The organism is Pseudoxanthomonas sp. LARHCG66, assembly GCF_052871755.1.
Window position 1 is genome coordinate 146,232 of the sequence record NZ_JBIXJW010000002.1, and the last position, 19,811, is coordinate 166,042.

Annotated in this window: 18 protein-coding genes; 4 read left to right on the forward strand and 14 right to left on the reverse strand. The window is 67.7% G+C overall.

The window, feature by feature from the left end; genetic code table 11:
* Nucleotides 1-34: 34 nt before the first annotated feature.
* The 7 genes from ACIPRS_RS07570 to ACIPRS_RS07600 all read right to left on the reverse strand — a co-directional run bounded on the left by ACIPRS_RS07570 (nt 35) and on the right by ACIPRS_RS07600 (nt 9,140).
* Entirely contained in the window at nt 35-1,963 is a 1,929-nt protein-coding gene (locus ACIPRS_RS07570) for a potassium transporter Kup (protein ID WP_446538109.1), read from the reverse strand.
* 51 nt (nt 1,964-2,014) lie between these two features.
* Nucleotides 2,015-2,602: a Holliday junction branch migration protein RuvA gene (gene ruvA / locus ACIPRS_RS07575; RefSeq protein WP_192201981.1), complete on the reverse strand. Its 588-nt coding sequence runs from the start codon at nt 2,600-2,602 to the stop codon at nt 2,015-2,017.
* A 196-nt stretch (nt 2,603-2,798) separates the two neighbouring features.
* Nucleotides 2,799-3,320, reverse strand: coding sequence for a crossover junction endodeoxyribonuclease RuvC (gene ruvC / locus ACIPRS_RS07580; protein WP_142125756.1), 522 nt, complete (start codon nt 3,318-3,320; stop codon nt 2,799-2,801).
* A 42-nt stretch (nt 3,321-3,362) separates the two neighbouring features.
* Nucleotides 3,363-4,094, reverse strand: coding sequence for a YebC/PmpR family DNA-binding transcriptional regulator (locus tag ACIPRS_RS07585; protein ID WP_446538110.1), 732 nt, complete (start codon nt 4,092-4,094; stop codon nt 3,363-3,365).
* 57 nt (nt 4,095-4,151) lie between these two features.
* The gene (locus tag ACIPRS_RS07590) at nt 4,152-4,793 is read right to left on the reverse strand and encodes an esterase/lipase family protein (protein WP_446538111.1); all 642 of its coding nucleotides are present in this window, start codon (nt 4,791-4,793) and stop codon (nt 4,152-4,154) included.
* A 40-nt stretch (nt 4,794-4,833) separates the two neighbouring features.
* Entirely contained in the window at nt 4,834-5,949 is a 1,116-nt protein-coding gene (locus ACIPRS_RS07595) for an efflux RND transporter periplasmic adaptor subunit (protein ID WP_446538112.1), read from the reverse strand.
* A complete protein-coding gene (locus ACIPRS_RS07600) occupies nt 5,946-9,140 on the reverse strand; it encodes an efflux RND transporter permease subunit (RefSeq protein WP_446538113.1) in 3,195 nt (1,064 codons plus the stop codon). Before ACIPRS_RS07600 ends, ACIPRS_RS07595 begins: the two co-directional genes overlap by 4 nt.
* A gap of 208 nt (nt 9,141-9,348) precedes the next feature.
* Here ACIPRS_RS07600 and ACIPRS_RS07605 point away from each other — a divergent pair, with 208 nt between their 5' ends.
* Nucleotides 9,349-10,296, forward strand: a complete 948-nt coding sequence (locus ACIPRS_RS07605; protein ID WP_337731482.1) for an AraC family transcriptional regulator — start codon at nt 9,349-9,351, stop codon at nt 10,294-10,296.
* A 6-nt stretch (nt 10,297-10,302) separates the two neighbouring features.
* Here ACIPRS_RS07605 and ACIPRS_RS07610 read toward each other — a convergent pair whose 3' ends face one another.
* Entirely contained in the window at nt 10,303-11,133 is an 831-nt protein-coding gene (locus tag ACIPRS_RS07610) for an AraC family transcriptional regulator (protein ID WP_337731483.1), read from the reverse strand.
* Nucleotides 11,134-11,256: 123 nt separating this feature from the next.
* On the opposite strand from ACIPRS_RS07610, the gene ACIPRS_RS07615 reads away from it, so the two are divergent.
* Together ACIPRS_RS07615 and ACIPRS_RS07620 are read left to right on the forward strand one after the other, a co-directional pair.
* Nucleotides 11,257-11,685: an organic hydroperoxide resistance protein gene (locus tag ACIPRS_RS07615; protein WP_446538114.1), complete on the forward strand. Its 429-nt coding sequence runs from the start codon at nt 11,257-11,259 to the stop codon at nt 11,683-11,685.
* 41 nt (nt 11,686-11,726) lie between these two features.
* On the forward strand, nt 11,727-12,668 hold the full coding sequence (locus ACIPRS_RS07620) for an alpha/beta fold hydrolase (protein WP_446538115.1): 942 nt from the start codon (nt 11,727-11,729) through the stop codon (nt 12,666-12,668).
* 272 nt (nt 12,669-12,940) lie between these two features.
* Here ACIPRS_RS07620 and ACIPRS_RS07625 read toward each other — a convergent pair whose 3' ends face one another.
* Genes ACIPRS_RS07625 through aspS form a run of 3 tightly spaced genes read right to left on the reverse strand, consistent with a single transcriptional unit; the run spans nt 12,941 to nt 15,529 of the window.
* Nucleotides 12,941-13,459 carry an N-acetyltransferase family protein gene (locus ACIPRS_RS07625; RefSeq protein WP_446538116.1) on the reverse strand — a complete coding sequence of 173 codons (519 nt, stop codon included), beginning with the start codon at nt 13,457-13,459 and terminating at the stop codon, nt 12,941-12,943.
* A gap of 2 nt (nt 13,460-13,461) precedes the next feature.
* Complete coding sequence (locus ACIPRS_RS07630; protein ID WP_446538117.1) at nt 13,462-13,761, reverse strand: DNA primase; 300 nt, start codon at nt 13,759-13,761, stop codon at nt 13,462-13,464.
* A 16-nt stretch (nt 13,762-13,777) separates the two neighbouring features.
* The gene (gene aspS, locus ACIPRS_RS07635; RefSeq protein WP_446538118.1) at nt 13,778-15,529 is read right to left on the reverse strand and encodes an aspartate--tRNA ligase; all 1,752 of its coding nucleotides are present in this window, start codon (nt 15,527-15,529) and stop codon (nt 13,778-13,780) included.
* A 165-nt stretch (nt 15,530-15,694) separates the two neighbouring features.
* Between aspS and ACIPRS_RS07640 the strand changes: the two genes are divergently transcribed.
* Nucleotides 15,695-16,615, forward strand: a complete 921-nt coding sequence (locus ACIPRS_RS07640) for a DUF3011 domain-containing protein (protein ID WP_446538119.1) — start codon at nt 15,695-15,697, stop codon at nt 16,613-16,615.
* 168 nt (nt 16,616-16,783) lie between these two features.
* On the opposite strand, the gene ACIPRS_RS07645 is transcribed toward ACIPRS_RS07640, so the two are convergent.
* The 3 genes from ACIPRS_RS07645 to ACIPRS_RS07655 are packed head-to-tail and all read right to left on the reverse strand — an operon-like array spanning nt 16,784 to nt 19,687.
* Entirely contained in the window at nt 16,784-17,401 is a 618-nt protein-coding gene (locus tag ACIPRS_RS07645; protein ID WP_446538120.1) for a hypothetical protein, read from the reverse strand.
* Between the two features lie 45 nt (nt 17,402-17,446).
* Nucleotides 17,447-17,782 carry an FmdB family zinc ribbon protein gene (locus ACIPRS_RS07650; RefSeq protein WP_446538121.1) on the reverse strand — a complete coding sequence of 112 codons (336 nt, stop codon included), beginning with the start codon at nt 17,780-17,782 and terminating at the stop codon, nt 17,447-17,449.
* A gap of 54 nt (nt 17,783-17,836) precedes the next feature.
* Nucleotides 17,837-19,687, reverse strand: coding sequence for an ABC-F family ATP-binding cassette domain-containing protein (locus tag ACIPRS_RS07655; RefSeq protein ID WP_446538122.1), 1,851 nt, complete (start codon nt 19,685-19,687; stop codon nt 17,837-17,839).
* Between the last annotated feature and the right edge of the window lie 124 nt (nt 19,688-19,811).

A 19,811-nucleotide genomic window follows, 5' to 3' on the forward strand; every position in this document is an offset into this window, starting at 1 on the left:
CCCGTCATGCTTCATCTTTCCCGCGCCGCGCGGGTCAGATTTCGACCTGCGCCCCCAGTTCCACCAACCGGTTGCCGGGAATGCGGAAGAAGCCAGTCGCGGGCGCGGCGTTGCGGTGCATGACCGCGAACAGCTTGTCACGCCAGACCGGCATGCCGCCGTGGCGCGCGGCCACGATGGTTTCGCGGCTGGCGAAATAGGTGGTCTCCATCGGGTCGAAGTACACGCCACCCTGGTCACAGGAGCCCATCAGCGCCTGCGGCACGTCAGGCGTCTCGGCGAAGCCATAGCTGATCACGACGCGGTAGAAATCGTCACCGATGGGCTCGATCTTCAGGCGCTTCTTCTTGGGCGCATAAGGCACCGTCAGCGTCTCGACCGTGAGGAACACGTTGCGTTCGTGCAGCACCTTGTTGTGCTTCAGGTTGTGCAGCAATGCGTGCGGCACCACGCCCTTGTCGGCCGTCAGGAAGATCGCCGTGCCGGGCACGCGCACGGGCGGCGCCAGCATCAGGCCCGGCAGGAAGGTATCCAGGCGGATGCCTTCCTTCTGCACTTCGCCATGCAGCAGTTCGCGACCGCGGCGCCAGGTACGCATCATGGTGAACGCGGTGATGCCGATGAACAGCGGTACCCACGCGCCGATTCCGGTCACCAGTTTGGCGCCGTTGGCGAACAGGAAGGCCAGGTCGATCACCAGGAACACGCCGCACAGTGGCAGCACCCATTTGCGGGAATCCGGCCAGCGCGTATAGGCCACGATCGCCAGCAACAGCGTGTCGATCAGCATGGTGCCGGTGACCGACAGACCGTATGCGGTGGCCAGCGCGCCGGAGCTCTGGAAGCTCAGCACCAGCACGATCACCGCCAGGTAGAGCATCATGTTGACCGAGGGCACGTAGATCTGTCCGATCGTGTCCTTCGAGGTGTATTTGATGTGCAGGCGCGGCAGGTAGCCCAGCTGGATGGCCTGGCGCGTCACCGAGAACGCACCGGTGATCACCGCCTGCGAAGCCACCGCTGCCGCCGTGGTCGCCAACACCAGCATCGGGATCTGCGCCCACCCGGGGATCGACATGTAGAACGGATTGGCCACGGCTTCCGGGTGCTTCAGCAGCACGGCGCCCTGGCCGTAGTAGTTCAGCACCAGCGCCGGCAGCACGAAGGCGAACCAGCCCCAGCGGATGGGACGCTTGCCGAAGTGGCCCATGTCGGCATACAGCGCTTCGCCACCGGTGACGGTCAGCACCACCGCGCCGAGGATCAGCACCGCGTGCCAATCGTGGGTGACGAAGAAATGCCAGGCCCAGTAGGGATTCAGCGCGGCCAGCACCGAGGGGTTGTGCGCGATGTTGTAGATGCCGAATCCGGCCAGCACGATGAACCAGATGATCATCACCGGTCCGAACGCCTTGCCCACCTTGGCCGTGCCGAAGCGCTGGAACGCGAACAGGCCGGTCAGGATGACCAGGCTGATCGGCACCACCCATTGCTTGAACACCGGCGAGACCACCTCCAGGCCCTCGACCGCGCCCAGCACGGTGATGGGCGGCGTGATCATGCCGTCACCGAAGAACAGCGCCGCGCCGAAGATGCCCAGGATGCCGACCGTGTAGCTGAGCCGCGAGCCCTTGGTGAGGCTGCGCTGGGCCAGCGCGGTCAGTGCCATGATGCCGCCCTCGCCATCGTTGTCGGCGCGCATGATGACGATGACGTACTTCAGCGTGACCACCAGCAGCAGCGACCAGAAGCCGAGCGACAGCAGGCCGCGCACGGTGTCCGCGTCCGGCGTCAGGCCGAAATGGGGATGGAACATCTCCTTGATCGTGTACAGCGGGCTGGTGCCGATGTCGCCGAACACCACGCCGACGGCGCCGGCCACCAGCGCGGCCATGCCGGCTTGCGTATGACCGTGCTGCCCGGTGTTGCCGGCGTCGGTATGGGGAGAGGAAGGGCTGGACATGGCGGCCGGAGGGTAGCGCTCGATGAGTGAAGAGGTGCTCTAAAGCCGCGATCAGCGCAAGGCGGACTGCAGGGCCTTGCGGATGATGGTGGCGGCATCGTCGCCGGCCGCGGTCGCGTCGCGTGCCATGCGGGTCGCTTCCGCCGGCTTGTAACCCAGCTGCTGCAGGGCGATGGTGGCTTCGGACTGCGGATCGGCCGGCAGCGCGCTGATGCCGCCCACGCCGGTACCCATCAGGTCGGCCGCGCGGTCGCGCAGTTCCACCACCATGCGCTCGGCGGTCTTCTTGCCGATGCCGGGGATGCGCGTGAGCGCAGTGATGTCGCCGGCCTGCACCATGCGCGCGAACTCGTCCACGCTGGCGCCCGACAGCACCGCCAGCGCGATCTTCGCGCCCACGCCGCTGACCTTCTGCACGTCGCGGAACAGCCTGCGTTCGCCTTCGCGCAGGAAGCCGTACAGCGACACGCTGTCTTCCTTCTGCGCGTAGTGGGTGAACAGCAGCACCTCGCGGCCGACATCGGGCAGATCGTAGAAGGTGCTCATCGGCGCCTCCAGCTCGTAACCGACCCCGCCCACATCGATGACCAGCCAGGGGGGCGACTTGTACGCCAGGATGCCGCGAAGACGCCCGATCATGGAGAAACTCCTGCGTTTCCCTTCTCACACCGGGAGAAGATGGCGCGACGCGCCGGATGAGGGCCGAACCGAGTCCATGGCGGCGAACAGCGGAGCGCGGTCTGCCGCATGAGTCCTCGATCATCCGGACTTCCGCTGCCCTCACCCCAACCCCTCTCCCGCCGGGAGAGGGGCTCACTCAGCGAACGCCGACCGATCATTTCCTGCTCCAGGCCAGTTGCGAACTCACGCCCAGCCGCTTGGCCGTGGCGCGTACGTGCGCGTGGGTGATGGCGACCGCCAGCGCGTCGGCGGCGTCGGCCTGCAACTTGCCGTGCAGGTTCAGCATGATCCCGACCATGTGCTGGATCTGGCCCTTCTCGGCGCTGCCGCGCCCCACGACGGCCAGTTTCACTTCCTTGGCCGCGTATTCGTGCACGGGCAGGTCGCGCAGTACGACCGCGCTGATGGCAGCGCCGCGCGCCTGCCCCAGCTTCAACGCCGAATCGGGATTGCGCGCCATGAACACCTTCTCGATCGCGACTTCATCCGGCTGCCAGGTGGTGATGATGTCGGCCAGGCCGTCCAGCAGGCGGCGCAGCCGCTGCGGGAAATCGTCGGCACCCAGCAGCACCAGCGGCGCATGATAGACGTGCGTGGTCTTGCCCGCCGCATCCACGTCGATGATGCCCACGCCGGTACGCTGAGAACCCGGGTCGATGCCGAGGATGCGGGTCACGGGACGTGATGGCCCGCCATCACCCGTCCCCATGCGCGGTGACTACGCATACGCATCCGCGCCCAACTCGGCGTTGGAGTAAACGTCCTGCACATCATCCAGGTCTTCCAGCATGTCCAGCAGCTTCTTCACCTGCACGGCCGTGTCGCCCTGCACGGCGATGTCGTTGTCGGCGCGGAAGGTGATCTCGGCGTGGCCAGGCGCCAGTCCGGCGGCCTCCATCGCGTCCTTCACCGACGAGAACGCCTCGGGCGTGGTGACCACGTCGATGGACCCGTCATCGGGATACACCACGATGTCGTCGGCGCCGGCCTCGATGGCGGCCTCGGTGATCTTCTCTTCGTCCGCGCCGGGGGCGTAGCTCAGCACGCCCAGCCGCTTGAACATGAAGGCCACCGAGCCTTCGGTGCCCATGTTGCCGCCGCACTTGCCGAACGCATGGCGGACTTCGGCCACGGTACGCACGCGGTTGTCGGTCAGGCAGTCGACGATCACCGCCACGCCTCCCGGCGCGTAGCCCTCGTAGCGGATCTCCTCGAAGACCACGCCTTCCAGCTCACCGGTCGCCTTCTTGATGGCGCGCTCGATGACGTCCTTGGACATGTTGGCCGACAGGCCCTTGTCCACCGCTGCGCGCAGTCGCGGATTGTTGGCTGGCTCGCCGCCACCGGCGCGGGCCGCCACGCCGATCTCGCGGATGATCTTGGTGAAGATCTTGCCGCGCTTGGCGTCGGTGGCGTTCTTGCGGGCTTCGATGGACGGGCCTCTGCCCATGGTGACTTCCGGAGTGCACTGACAAGGGCGCGGATTATACGCGCCCCCATGCGCACGTCAGTCCTGCCCGTCGAAGCAGCCATCACGCAGGAAACGGGCCGCCTGGCGTGCGGCATCGGCCGAGAACACCAGCCCCGTATGGCTGGCCGGCACCACGCAATGCGCGGCCAACCCCGGCAGCCGGGTTTCATCCAGCCCGACGGTGCCATCGGATTCGCCGTCGAAGCGGGTGATCAGCCGACCGATGCCGCGCGCCACGTTCCCGGCCACCATCCCCACCGGCACCGTTCCCTGCCAGGGCACGCAACCTGCCTGCAGCAGCGCACCGCTGCGGCCGAGCACGGCCGCCGTCCATGCACGCCGGCCCAGGCTGCGGGCCGCGCCGCTGCCACACAGCGGCGACCCCAGGCAGACCATGCGCTGCACGGGCAGGCGGGGCGCGCGGCGCAGCGCTTCCAGTCCGATCAGCCCGCCCAGGCTATGGCCCACCAGGTGGGTGGGCGGGCCGTCCTGCAGGCGGCGGATCAGTGCGGCAATCGCCGGCTCGGGGCCGCCCAGGATGCTCGGATAGCCGAACACCTCCACCTCGAAGCCCTCGTGCCGCAGGCGCCGCGCAAGCGGCGTCAACCAGGACTTCGCGTTCCAGATGCCGTGCACCAGCAAGACACGTGGCCTTGAACCCGCCTCGACTTTTTCCATGGTTCCAGTCTGGCGTGGCCGCCGCCGGAACACCATCGCATCAGGAGGCGGGCTTCTTCACCGTCACCCGCGTCCCTGCCTGAAGCAGCGCATTGGGCGACAACACGACCTGGTCGCCCACGCTCAGCCCTTCGAGCACTTCGACATCGCCTCCCAGGTCGCGCCCCAGCAGCACGGGCCGGAACTCGAGCACCGAATCCGCACCCACCCGGGCCACGCGCGAGCGCCCGGCCGGACCGGAGATCGCCGACAGCGGCACGAGCACCGCCGGCGCGGCGCGCGGTACCTGCAGGCTGACCTGGCCGACCATGCCCGCGGGAATGCGGTTGTCCGGGTTGGGCAGGCGCAACTCCACCCGCATGCCACCGGCCTCGTCGGAAATGCTCTGCGCGCTGCGCACGATCTCCGCGGCGAAGCGCTGGCCCGGCAGCTCGGGGAAGGTCACTTCCGCCTGCAGACCCGGTCGCACCTGCAAGGCCGCGCCCTGCGGCACGTCCACCAGGATCCGCAGCGGATCGAGTGCGTTGAGTTCGAACAGCGGTGCGGCGGTGGCGGCATCGCCGACCACGCGGTCACCCCGGTCCACGTTGCGCGCGGCGATCACGCCGGCGAACGGTGCGCGCACGCGCTGGAACCCCTGTCGCTCGCGCGCGCTCTCCAGTCGTGCCTGGGCCGCTGCCAGCGCGGCCTGTGCGGCATCGCGGTTGGCGCTGCGGTCGCTGTACAGCTCGCGCGAGATCGCGCCGGATTCCACCAGCGCCGCAGCGCGGTCATAGTTCACCCGTGCCAGGTCCAGCGCCGCGCGCAGGCGGACCACTTCGGCCTGCGCTTCGCGCACGGACTGGTCGGCCTCGGGATTGGCGATCACGGCCAGCACCTGCCCTTCCGCAACGTGGTCGCCCAGGTCCGCCAGGCGCTCACTGACGAAGCCGGTGGCCCGCGGGTAAAGCTGCGCGGTTTCGCCGGCCAGCGCGCGCGCCGGCAGGGTCATCGCGAAGTCCGCCTCGGCGGCGCGCGCCTGTGCCGTCAGCACTTCCGGCACGGCCTGCGCCGCAGGCGCCTCCGCCGCGCTGCGGCTGCAGGCGGACAGCAGCACCAGCGCGACCGGCGCCAGCGCGATGGGGAAATACTGACGCATGGCAAGCATCGGCTTCATATCGCTACTCCTGCATCGGCGCCCTGAGCGCCGGCTTCGATTCGGGATTCGGAACGCCGCAGGCGGCGGCCCAGCACGGCCAGAATGGACGGCACGATGATCAGCGTGGCCGGCGTGCCGAACAGCAGGCCGCCGATCACCGCGCGGCCCAGCGGCGCGTTCTGCTCACCGCCCTCGCCCAGGCCCAGCGCCATCGGGATGATGCCGAGCACCATCGCGCTGGCCGTCATCAGCACCGGACGGAGGCGCACGGCGGCGGCTTCGTACGCGGCCTGTTCGGGATCGTGGCCGTCGGCGATCAGGCCGCGGGCGAAGCTGGTGACCAGCACGCTGTTCGCGGTGGACACGCCGATCACCATCATCACGCCCATCAGCGCCGGCACGCTGAGCGGCGTGCCGGTGACCAGCAGGCCGACCGCCGCGCCGGCGATCGCGATGGGCAGACCGGACATCGCCACCAGCGGCTGGATCCACGACTGGAAGTTGACCACCAGCACCAGGAACACCAGCACCGCCGACATCAGCAGGCCCGTGGCCAGTTCGCCATACGCGTTCTGCATCTCGCCGGCCTGGCCGACGATCTCGATGCGGTTGCCCGGCTTCAGGCGCGGCTCCAGGTCGGCGACGATGTCGCCCAAAGCCGCATGCACGGCGCCGAGATCGGTGCCCTGCACGTTCGCCATCACGCTGGCCGTGGGCGCCATCATCGTGCGTCCGACGCTCGCCGGCACCGTGCGCGGCGACACCTGCGCGATGCTGCGCAGGAGCACCGTCTGGCCGTCGTCGCCGATCCGTACCGGCGTGTTGAGCAGCGTTTCCAGCCCGGCCAGGTTCGCCGGCGGCGCCTGCACCTGCACCGTGTACGACGTGGCATTGGCCTGGTCCACCCAGTACACCGGGCTGACCGTGCCGGCCGAGCCCAGCACCGCGAGCACCGCACGGCTGGCGTCCTGCGCGCTGATGCCCAGCTGCGCGGCCCGCGTGCGGTCGATGGCGATGTAGTACTCCGGCAGGTCCAGCACCTGGCGCAGCATCACGTCGACCGCGCCGGGCACGTCGCGCAGGCGAGCTTCCAGTTCGCGCGCCAGCACCAGGTTACCGGCGGCGTCGCGACCGTTGACGCGCACTTCCAGCGCACCGACGGCGGAGCCGGCCAGCGTGCGGCTGGTCGCGTCCGGCGGACGCTCGAATACCTTCACGTCGGGATACTTCTGCGCCACGCGCTCGCGGATCTTCGCCAGGTAGTCCGCGCTGGGTCCGTGCGGGCTGCGCAGCTGGAGCATCACTTCGGCCTCGAACGAACCGACCACCGCGCTGTCCACCCACGCAAGGTTGACCGCATCGGGAATGCCGATCTGCTCGTAGACCGTCTGCAGTTCGCTCGCCGGCACGATCTCGCGGATCTCGCGCTGGATGTCGGCCAGCCGCTGTGCGGTCTCTTCCAGTCGCAGGCCGGTGGGCAGGCGGACCTGCAGGCGGATCTGGCCCGCATCCACGTGCGGAAAGTACTCGCGGCCCAGCGACAGCGCCGACACCGCGCCTGCGCCGATCATCAACAGCGCCACCACCAGCAGCACGCCACCATGATGGCCGAGCTTCACCAGCAGCGCGTGGTGGCGGTCGCGCAGGCCGTCGAGCACGTGCTCCACGCGGTGATTGACCGCGAGCAGGCGGCGCTCGGCCGCCCAACGCGGCGCCTGCCGGCTGCGGATGTCGGCCGGCAGCAGCAGGTAGCACAGCACCGGGATGAGCGTGCGCGAGAGCAGGAACGAGGCGGCCATGGCGAAGATCACCGCCAGTGCGAGTGGCGTGAACACCCACGCCGACAGGCCCGTCATCAGCAGGATCGGCGTCAGCACGATGCAGATGGAGACCGTGGAAACGAATTCCGGGAACACGACTTCCTTCGCGCTGGCCAGGATCGCGCTGCGCACATCCTTGCCCTCGGCGATGTGGCGGTTGGTGTTCTCCACGTCCACCACCGCGTTGTCGACCAGGATGCCGATGGCCAGGGCCAGCCCGCCCAGCGTCATCACGTTGAAGGTGTAGCCCAGCAGGTAGAGCATCGTCACCGAGGCCAGCAGCGCCAGCGGGATCGCCGACAGCACGATCAGGCTGGAGCGCCACGAGCCGATGAACACCAGCACCACCAGCGCCACCAGCACGCCGACCAGCATGGCCTCGTGACGGATCGAGCCGATCGCGTTGTCGACGAACACCGACTGGTCGAAGATCGGTTCGATCCGCATGCCGGGCGGCGCGGAAGCCTCGATCTCGGGCAGGCGCTCGCGCACGGAACGCACGATCTCCACCGCCGAGGCGCCGCCCATCTTGATCAGGGCCACCGACACGGCATTGGCGCCGTCCATGCGCGCGATGTTGGTCTGCAGCGCGCCGCCGTCGCGCACCGAGGCGACATCGCGCACGTAGATGACGTTGCCGCCGCGCGTAGTGATGGGCAGGTCGAGGAACCCCACGGCGTCGGCCGGGCTGGTTTCCAGTGCGATCTGCAGTTCACGCGTGCCTTCGCGGATCGTGCCGGATGGCAAGGTAGGGCTGCCGCGCTCCAGTGCGCCGGTGACCTGTGCGGGCGTCAGCCCATGGGTCTGCAGCGCGCGCGGATCCAGGTCCACCATGATCTGCCGCGCAGCACCGCCGTACGGCAGGGTCATGCGGATACCGGGGATGGACTGGATCTGCGAACGCAGCTGCAGGCGTGCGTAGTCGTACAGCTGCGCCTGGCTCAAGGCATCCGACGACAGCACCAGTTGCAGCACCGGCGTGCTGGACACGTTGTTGCGCACCACCAGCGGCGGCGACGTGCCCGGCGGCATGCGCCGCAGGATCGTCTGCGAGACCGCGGTGATCTGCGCCAGCGCACGTTCCAGGTTCACGCCCGGCTGGAAGTCCACCCGCACGATACCGATGCCGCTCAGGCTTTCCGAGCGGACTTCCTTGATGTCGTCGACGTTGTTGAGGACGGCGATCTCGGAGAACGAAGTCAGCTTGGCCGCCATCTCCGCCGCGGGCAGGCCGCTGTACGTCCAGATGATGTTGACCGACGGAATGCCGACCTCCGGCAGGATGTCGGTGGGCATGCGGCGTGCGGACTGCACGCCGAACAACAGGATCAGGATAGCCAGCACGCCGATGGTGTATCGGCGCGACAGCGCGTATTCGACGATCCACATCGGGATGTTTTCCGTCAGCCTTGGGGGAGGAGATGCCGCCGCATCGCGCAACGCGACGACATGCAGGCACGATAGGCCAGCGCCTGCCCTAGCGGTTAGTGCATTGCTGCGCGAAACTTGCCCGATTCTGCAAACCACGCAGGCGCGACGATGCACGCCCACGCTTCGTCGCGCTAAAGTCACGCTTCGCCGCATGGACCCCCACGCCATGAACGACAATGCTTTTCCCGACAGCGTCGCGCAACTTCCGCGCCACGCACCGCAAGCGGAACTCGCCGACCGGATTGCCCGATTGGCGACCGACGACGGCGTGCATGCCACGGCCATCCCGTCGCTTTTCCTCATGCGCTTCAGCGAACCGCGGCCGTGCAGTGCCGTGCTGTACGAACCCCGCCTGTGCATCGTGGCGCAGGGCCGCAAGATCGCGATCCTGGCGGGCGAGACCTACCACTACGACCCGCTCCACTACCTGGTGGTGTCGATGACGCTGCCGGCACTGGGCCAGATCATCGAGGCCACGCCGGAGCACCCCTACCTGAGCCTGCGCCTGGACATCGACATGGACCAGCTGGGCGCGCTGATGCTCGAAACACCGGCTTCGCGCACGGCCGAAGCGGTGGACCGCGGCCTGTACTCGGCGCGCGCCAGCGGCGCCCTGCTCGATGCGGTGCTGCGGCTGATGCGGCTGCTGGAGGAACCGGAGGACGTGGGCGCACTCGCTCCGCTGATCCAGCGCGAGATCTATTACCGCGCGCTCACCGGCGACCTCGGCCACCGCCTGCGCGAACTGGTCACTGCCGGCAGCCGCTCGCACCGCATCGCCCGCGCGGTGCAGGCCCTGCGCGACCGCTTCCACGAGCCGTTGAGCATCGATGCGATGGCCGAGTCGCTGCACATGAGCGTGTCGTCACTGCACCACCAGTTCAAGGCGGCCACTTCGATGTCGCCGCTGCAGTTCCAGAAGCACCTGCGCCTGCACGAGGCCCGCCGCCTGATGCTGGGCGAAGGCCTGGAGGCGAACACCGCCGCGCGTCGCGTCGGTTACGAGAGCGCCTCGCAGTTCAGTCGCGAATACAAGCGCCTGTTCGGCGCGCCGCCGCGTTCGGAGATCGTGCAGCTGCGTGCGCAGCCGGCCGCACGCCGGCAGGACGCCTGACGCGGCTCAGGCCGCCGCTCCGGCCTGGCGTTTCCATTCGCGCGGCGACAGGCCGCTGTGCGCCTTGAACGCACGCGACAGCGCGGCCTCGCTGCCATAGCCCACGTCGGACGCAACCACCTTCAACGGCTTGCCGCGCTGGAGCGCCTGCTGCGCCAGGCCCACGCGCCAGCCCTGCAGGTACTGGCCCGGCGTGATGCCCAGCGCCTCGCGGAAATGCGTGGCGAACACGCTGCGCGACATGCCCGCCACGCGCGCCAGCTCATCCAGCGTCCAGTCCTTCGACGGCGCTTCGTGCATGGCGACGATCGCGTTGCGCAGGCGCGGATGGGAGAGGCCGGCCAGCATGCCGCCCTTCACCTCGCCCGTTTCCATCAGCTGGCGCAGGATCTGGATCATCACCACTTCGAACAGCCGGTTGACCAGCGCGGTGCGCCCACAGCGCTGGGTGAAGGCTTCCTCGAACAGCAATGCCAACACGTCCGACGCGCCGAAGATGCCGTCCAGCGGCAGGCACACCACGTCCGGCAGCGCGGCACAGATCGGGTTCTGCGCGCCACCTTCGAACCGCAGGTTGGCGCACGCCATGTCCGCGCCTTTTTCCGCATCGCTGACAAACCGGTGCGACATCGCGCGCGGGTAGAGCAGCAGGCTGGGCTGGTCGATGCCCAGGGACGTGTTGCCGTGGAAGACCTCCAGCGGCCCGCGCCGGATCAGGTGCAACTGGCCCACGCCCGCCTCGCCTTCCAGCGTGTTGATGCCGCACAGCGCGCCGGCATGGAACACCTGCGCCGTGACCGAGAAACGTTCCAGCAGGACCGCCAGCCTGTCGACCATGAAGAAACTCCTGATCAAGTTTTCAGGATTCTACATCACCCTTCGTACTGCCTGGCGGCGCAAAGTACACCTCACCGGACGACACCCCGTCTGGACCACCCACTCACCAGAAGGAACACCGCCATGTCCATCGAAAAGATCCTCTACACCGCCACCGCCACCGCCACGGGCGGCCGCGAAGGCCAGGCCACCTCGTCCGACGGCGTGCTGGACGTCAAGCTGTCCACCCCGCGCGAACTGGGCGGCGCCGGCGGCGACGGCACCAACCCCGAACAACTCTTCGCGGCCGGCTACTCGGCCTGCTTCCTGGGCGCGCTGAAGTTCGTCGCCGGCAAGCAGAAGGTCGCCCTGCCCCCCACGACCACCGTCACCGGCAAGGTCGGCATCGGCCAGATCCCCACCGGTTTCGGCATCCAGGCCGAACTGACCATCGCCGCCCCGGGTGTCGCCCGCGAGCAGCTGCAGGCCGTGGTCGACGCCGCCCACATCGTCTGCCCTTACTCCAACGCCACGCGCGGCAACATCGACGTGACGCTGGTGATCGCCGACTGACCTTCCTTCCTGACCCACCACCCCTCGCAGGAACCGACACCATGAACGCCTTCACCCGCACCCTCGTCGCCACGCTGCTGGCCGTCGCCACCCAGGCCAGCTTCGCCGCGCAGCCCGCATCCACCACCGCCCCGGTCGCTGTCGAACGCACGGCGAGCTACATCACCACCGCCGATGGCGTGCAGCTGTACTACAAGGACTGGGGCCCGAAGAACGGCCCGGTCGTCACCTTCAGCCACGGCTGGCCGCTGTCGTCGGACAGCTGGGAATCGCAGATGATCTTCCTGGCCTCCAAGGGCTACCGCGTGGTTGCGCACGACCGCCGCGGCCACGGCCGCTCCAGCCAGCCGTGGGACGGCAACGACATGGACCACTATGCCGACGACCTGGCCACCGTGATCAATACGCTGGACCTCAAGGGCGTCACCCTGGTCGGCTTCTCCACCGGCGGCGGCGAAGTGGCGCGCTACATCGGCCGCCACGGCACCAGCCGCGTCAAGAAGGCCGTGCTGATCAGCGCCGTGCCGCCGCTGATGCTGAAGACCGTCGACAACCCGGGCGGCCTCCCGCTCGAAGTCTTCGACGGCATCCGCAAGGGTTCGCTGGAAAACCGCTCGCAGCTCTACCTGGACATCGCATCCGGCCCGTTCTACGGCTTCAACCGCCCGGGCGCCAAGGTGTCGCAAGGTCTGATCGACAGCTGGTGGGCACAGGGCATGCAGGCCGGCCACAAGAACACCTACGACTCGATCGCGGCGTTCTCGGCCACCGACTTCCGCGGCGACCTGAAGAAGTTCGACATCCCCACCCTGGTGATCCACGGCGACGACGACCAGATCGTCCCCATCGACGCCTCCGGCAAAGCCTCGGCCGCCCAGATCAAGAATGCCCAACTGATCATCTACCCCGGCGCCCCCCACGGCCTGACCGACACCCACAAGGACCGCGTCAACCAGGACCTGCTGACCTTCCTGCAGAAGTAAGCACAGCTCCACCAACAGCAACGGCCGCTAACGCGGCCGTTTGCTTTTGATTTTCCTGCGTCGATGCGCCAGCGAGCCGACCAGACCCGAAGGGCGGCGGGCAGGACGCCCGCCGTTTTCCGATTCGCCAGGAAGGCGAACCGGAAAATCCACATAGCGCCCGAGTTATGAGATTGCTTCGTCGGGAAAAGCGCTTTCTTTTGGTGACTTTTCTTTGCGCTTACAAAGAAAAGTTACCCGCTGGCCCGTAGGGCTAGCGGAATGCTTTTGCGTCAGCCGAATGAAGCATCCCGCCGCAGGATGAACTCATCATCCAGCGTCTTCCCCACCGCAAACTTGTACCCACCCACGCGCGAAAACCCCTGCCGCTCATAGAACCGCTGCGCGCCGAAATTCTCCGACCACACCCCGATCCACAGCGTCCGCGGCCCATCCCTCAACAACCACCGTTCCACGTCGGCGAACAGGTTCCCGCCCCACCCGCCGTTCTGGTGCGACGCCAGCACGTACAACCGCTTCAGCTCGCCATCGCCCGCCTGCACCTCCGGATGCGGCAGCCCGCACGGCCCGGCGGCGGCATGACCCACGGCCACACCGTCGTCTTCCAGCAACCACACCGCGTAGTCCGGGTGAGACAGGATCGTCCGCTGCTTGCCCACCTCGTAGGCATCGGCGAGGAACGCCGCCAGATCCTCGGCGGGATACAGATGGCCGAAGGTCTCGGTGAACGTGCGCGACGCCAGGTCCGACAGCACGGCAGCGTCATCGACGGTGGCGCGACGGATCCGCACGCTTACGCGTCCTCTTCTTCCTCTTCGTCTTCGTCCGCCTCGTCTTCCTCGTCGGCGTCCTCGTCCTCTTCGTACTCTTCTTCGTCTTCTTCGTCTTCTTCTTCGTAATCGTCTTCGCCGAAATCCTCGCCGTCCCAGCGGCCCTGGCCGTCCGGCACGAACGTCACCGCCATCGCCGCCGGCGACGTGCCGACCCGCACCAGCCAGCCACCGAACACGCGTGCGCGCTCCGTCACCAGCGCCGCATCGGCGCCTTCATTGCCCAGGCGTTCCCATTCCAGCGAAAAAGCAAGTTCCGTCATTTCTTGGTTCTCTCGATCAGTCTTTCTTCGGTCGGACCTGGATGTGCACTTCCGCCAACTGCTCATCCGAGATCGGCGACGGCGCGCCGGTCATCAGGCACTGCGCGGTGGTGGTCTTCGGGAACGGAATGACGTCGCGGATGGACTCCGTGCCGGCCATCAGCGCCGCGATGCGGTCGATGCCGAACGCGATGCCGCCGTGCGGCGGCGCGCCGAAGCGCAGCGCGTCCAGCAGGAAGCCGAACTTGGCTTCCGCTTCTTCCGCGCCGATGCCGAGCAGCTCGAACACCGTGCTCTGCATCTCGGGGCGATGGATGCGGATCGAACCGCCGCCGATCTCGTTGCCGTTCAACACCATGTCGTAGCCGCGCGACACCGCGGTCTTGGCGTTGGCGCGCAGGTCGGCGATGTCGTCCACCGCGGGTGCGGTGAAGGGATGATGCAGGGCGACATAGCGCTGCGCTTCCTCGTCCCACTCGAACATCGGGAAGTCGGTGACCCACAACGGCTTCCAGCCGTCCTGCACCAGGCCGAAGTCCTTGCCGGCCTTCAGGCGCAGCGCGCCCATGAAGTCGCTGACCTTGTTGTAGCCGCCCGCACCGAAGAACACGATGTCGCCGTTGCCGGCGCCGACGTGCTTCACCAGCGCCGCGAAGGCGTCCTCGGCGAAGAACTTCTGGATCGGCGAGCTGACCGCGCCGGCCTCGTCGATCTTGATGTAAGCCAGGCCCTTGGCGCCGTACTTGGCGGCATGCGCGGCGTACTCGTCGATCTGCTTGCGGCTCAGCGATGCGCCGCCGGGGATGCGCAGCGCGGCCACGCGGCCGTCCGCGTCGTTGGCGGCGGCGGTGAACACCGCGAACTCGCTGGACTTCACCAGTTCGGCGACGTCCACCAGCTCCAGCGCGATGCGCAGGTCGGGCTTGTCCGAACCGTAGCGACGCATCGCCTCAGCCCAGGTCATGCGTGGGAACTGCGCATCCAGCTGCACGTCCATCACTTCGGCGAAGATGTCGCGGATCATGCCTTCGACGGCGTCCTGCACGTCGCGCTCGCGCACGAAGGCGAATTCCATGTCGAGCTGGGTGAATTCCAGCTGGCGGTCAGCGCGCAGCGCTTCGTCGCGGAAGCAGCGCGCGATCTGGTAGTAGCGGTCGAAGCCGGCGACCATCAGGATCTGCTTGAACAGCTGCGGCGACTGCGGCAGCGCGTAGAACTCGCCTGGGTGCATGCGCGCCGGCACCAGGAAGTCGCGCGCGCCTTCCGGCGTGGCCTTGGTGAGGATCGGCGTTTCGATGTCCTGGAAGCCGCGCGCGTCCAGCCAGCGGCGCAGCGCCTGCACCAGCTTGATGCGGGTGCGCTGCTTGCGCTGCATGTCGGGGGTGCGCAGATCCAGGTAGCGGTACTTCAGGCGGATGTCTTCGCCCGGGTTCTCATGCGCGTGGAACGGCAGCGGCTCGGCCTTGTTGAGCACGGTGATCTTGGTGGCGATCACTTCCACCTTGCCGGTGCGGATCTTGGTGTTGACCGCTTCGCGCGCACGCACGACGCCCTCGACCTGGAGCACGTCCTCGTAGCCCAGCGAGGCGGCGACCTTGAACACCTCGGCGCTCGACGGGTCCACCGTCACCTGCACGATGCCCTCATGGTCGCGCAGGTCGATGAAGCACACGCCGCCGAGGTTGCGGGCGACATCGGTCCAGCCGCACAGGGTCACGGTCTGGCCGATCATGGCCTCGTCGACGAGGCCGCAGAAATGGGTACGCATGGGGGCTCCACAGGTCGTCCGGCAGTGCCGGAAGGTTTCAAAACAGCCACTGGCTGGTCAAGCCGGCTAGTTTACCCCGTCATCCGCCCGCCTACCCTCCCGGCCTTCCCTGCATGGCCTTAACGGGTCCGGCGTATGCTGGCGCCTCCCTCGGAGGGTACCGCCATGAAGAAGCCGTTGTTGCAGTCCGTCCTCGTACTGTTGCTGGCCTTCATGGCCGGCAGCGCGTTCGCCCAGGTCGGTACGCGGGCCTACGCCCCGGAAGACCTGCGCCAGTTGTCCGTCCAGGACCAGACGCGCGTGATCAGCCTGGAATACTCGGAGCAGTCCCGCGGTCGCCGTATCCCGGACGACCAGCTCCGCTTCTACCTCGACCAGGTCAACCGCTCCAGCTGGACCTTCAGCCGCATCAAGCAGGACATCGCCCAGTCGCTCGGCGGCAACAATGGCGGCTGGAATCCGAATCCACCCGCCAACGGCCAGGTCACCTGCGAAAGCAAGGACAACCGTCGCCGGGAATGCCGGACCGGTTTCCGGCGCAACGCCGTGCTCGCGCAGAACCTCTCGAGCACCCGCTGCGTGGAGGGCCAGAACTGGGGCAGCGGCAATGGCGTGGTCTGGGTGGATCGCGGCTGTCGCGGCCGTTTCACCGAAGGGTCGGGCGGAGGCTGGGGCGGTTCGGGCGGCTCCACCGTGGTCTGCGAGAGCGCCAACAATGCCTACCGCGAATGCCGTACCAGCTTCCGCGGACGCGCGGTGGTCCAGCGCAACCTGTCTTCGACCCGCTGCAACGAGAACCAGAACTGGGGCCAGCGCCAGGGCATGATCTGGGTGCGGAGCGGCTGCCGCGCCGAGTTCCGCGACTCGGGCAATGGGTGGGGCGGTGGTGGCAACAACGGCTACACCATCACGTGCAGCAGCGACGACAACCGCCGCAAGACCTGCGCCTACGACCCACGCCAGGGCCGGCCGATCCTGCAGCAGCAGCTGTCCAATACCAGTTGCCGCGAAGGCTACAGCTGGGGCTACTCCGGCACCCAGGTGTGGGTGGATCGCGGTTGCCGCGGCCGTTTCGGGCCACGCTGAGCCGCCGCAGCAGGTTGCGTTCCCGTCAACGGACCAGACAGCAACGTCCACTTGGGTCCCAGCTTTCGCTGGGACGAGGGTGTTGAGTGACTGCAGACTTTCGTCGTCCCAGCGAAAGCTGGGACCCATTGTGGCTCTTGCCTCCCGCTTGGCAACGAGGCCACCGCCTCAGCCGCCCCCGCTGCTACCCCACGGCGCTGGCGGCAGTCCAACCGGCGCGGTCAGATCGAACTCCACCCGGAACAGCCGGCCATTCGGCCGGCTCAGTTCGTAGACGAAGGTCTTCCCGGACACCAGTTCCATGGCCCAGGTGTTGTTGAGCGAAGCATTCAGGCCTTCGCGCTTGAACATCGCCACCGATTCGGCATCCACGGGAAACGCCTGCCGCTGCGCCGTGCCGGCATCCACCGTGTCTCCACCGTACATCGTCACCGCGTCCGGACTGCCGTCTTCGTGGCGATGGTCATGCTTCAAACGCAGGCCGGCCGTCGTACGCGTGACCACCCAGGTGCGCGAGTGGTCGTCGCCGACATGGAACGGCACGCGGATCTCGCGCGCAGGGTCATCGCAGCCACGTACATGCATCACCAGCGCCTTGCCCTCGAACGCGTCCGGCGTGGTCGACGCGGGCTGGTTGGCGGTGATACGGCCCGCATAGGCCTTGCCGCACTGGGCCCCCAGCGCAGCGAGGAAGGCGTCGGCAGGCGTCGATGACGACGCGCCCGTGGATGACGTGGCGCAGCCGGCGACGGACAACGCAGCGAACGCGAGCAGGGTCTTCTTCATGGCATCCCTTCTTTGCAGGAAGGGATGCACCTTACACCGCCGGCCTCAGGTCGAGGACGTCGACGACGGCGTTGCAGGCTTGGCGTCCGTCTTCGCAGGCGCGCTTTCGGTCTTCGCAGGCGACGACTCGGCAGGCTTGGACTCGCTGGACGGCTTGGCGCCTTCGCCACCGTCGGCCAGGTTGCGCTTCTTGTCGCCGTCCTTCTTGAAATCGGTCTCGTACCAGCCACTGCCGGCCAGCCGGAACGACGGCGCGGTGAGCTGACGCTTCACCGCCTGCGTACCGCATGACGGGCAGGTATCGGGGTCGGGATCGGACAGCTTCTGCAGTCGGTCGAAACTGTGGCCGCACTGGGTGCATTCGAAAGCGTAGATGGGCATGGGAATGATGGGCCGAACGGACGGGGGGTGGTGTGGGGATGCCAGGTGCGCGATTCAAGCGTCGTCGTACAACGCCGACCAGGCCTGCTCCGCCTTGGCCAGTTGCTGCTGCAGCGCCTCGCGGTCCCGGCCCAGTCGCGCGGCCAGGTCGGCATCGGCATAGGTTTGCGAATCCGCGAGTTGCGCGTCCACGTCCGCCAGCTTTCCTTCCAGTTCCGCGACTTTCGCTTCGGCCTCGGCGAGTTTGACGGGATTGATCTTGCGCGACGGTGCCGGCACGGACTTCGGCGGCGGCGCAGGCTCGCTGCGCAGCGGCTTGCTGCCCTGCGCGGAGGCACGCGTGCGCAGCCAGGCGGCGTATTCGTCCAGGTCGCCGTCGAACGGCTCGACCACGCCATCCGCCACGCGCCAGAACGTGTCGCAGACCAGGCCGATCAGGTGGCGGTCGTGCGAGACCATGACGATGGCGCCATCGAAGTCGCTGAGCGCTTCGGCCAGCGCTTCGCGCATTTCCAGGTCGAGGTGGTTGGTGGGTTCGTCGAGCAGCAGCACGTTGGGCTGCTGCCACGCGATCAGCGCCAGGGCCAGGCGCGCGCGCTCACCGCCGGAGAAGCCATCGACCGGTTCGAACGCGCGGTCGCCGGGGAAATTCCATTTGCCGAGGAAGTCGCGGAACGACTGGTTGCTGGCATCCGGCGACAGATCGCGGAAATGGTCCATCGGCGACTGGCCTTCGTGCAGCGATTCCACCGTGTGCTGCGCGAAGTAGCCGATCCGCAGGTCCGGGTGCGCCATGCGGTCGCCGGCCAGCGCGGGCAACTCGCCCACCAGTGTCTTCACCAGCGTGGTCTTGCCGGCGCCGTTGGGGCCGAGCAGGCCGATGCGCTGCCCCGCTTCCAGGCCGAAGCCGACGTTGTGCAGGATCACCGCATCCGGCCCATAGCCGGCTTCGACATGATTCAGGCGGATCAGTGAGAACGGCAGCTTGGCCGGCTCGGCGAACTCGATGCGGAACTCGCGCTCGGCGCGCACCGCCTCGGTGCCGGCCAGCTTGGCCAGGCGCTTCATGCGGCTCTGCGCCTGCGCGGCCTTCGAGGCCTTGGCCTTGAAGCGGTCGATGAAGCTCTGCAGGTGCGCGCGCTCGGCCTGTTCCTTCTCGTGCGCGATCTGCTGCTGACGCAACTGCTCGGCACGCTGGCGTTCGAAATCGGTGTAGCCGCCCGTGTAAAGCTTCGCGCCGCCGCCGTGCAGGTGCAGCGTGTGGGTGGCGACGTTGTCGAGGAACTCGCGGTCGTGCGAGATCAGCAGCAGCGTGCCGGGATACTTCAGCAGCCACTGCTCCAGCCACAGCACCGCGTCCATGTCGAGGTGGTTGGTGGGTTCGTCGAGCAGCAGCAGGTCGCTGGGCATCATCAGCGCACGCGCCAGGTTCAGGCGCACGCGCCAGCCGCCGGAGAACGACGACACCGGCCGGTGGTGCGTATCGGCCGGGAAGCCCAGCCCGTGCAGCAGCTTGCCGGCGCGCGCCTCCGCGTCGTAGGCGCCGATCTCCGCCATGCGGGTATGCGCGTTGGCCACCGCCTCCCAGTCCTCGCGTGCGGTGGCGTCGGCTTCGGCCTGCAACACGGAGGCCACCTCGGTGTCGCCCCCGAGTACGAACGACAGTGCCGGATCGGGCAGCGACGGGGTTTCCTGCGCCACGCTGGCGATGCGTACCTTGCCGGGCAGGTCGAGGTCGCCCTTGTCGGCTTCCAGTTCGCCCTGCACGGCGGCGAACAGGCTGGACTTGCCCGCGCCATTGCGGCCGACCACGCCCACGCGGTAGCCCGCATGCAGGGTCAGGTCGACGTTGGACAGCAACAGGCGCTCACCGCGGCGCAGCGCGAAATTACGAAGGGAGATCAAGAAACAACCTAAGGGGATTTGGGGGGAAGCGGCCGCGTAGTTTATCGATAGCGCCTCTGTCCACAGTTGTTAAGAAACCATTGACATCCATGTCATGGCCCTGTAACCAGAGTCTGTAGCGCCT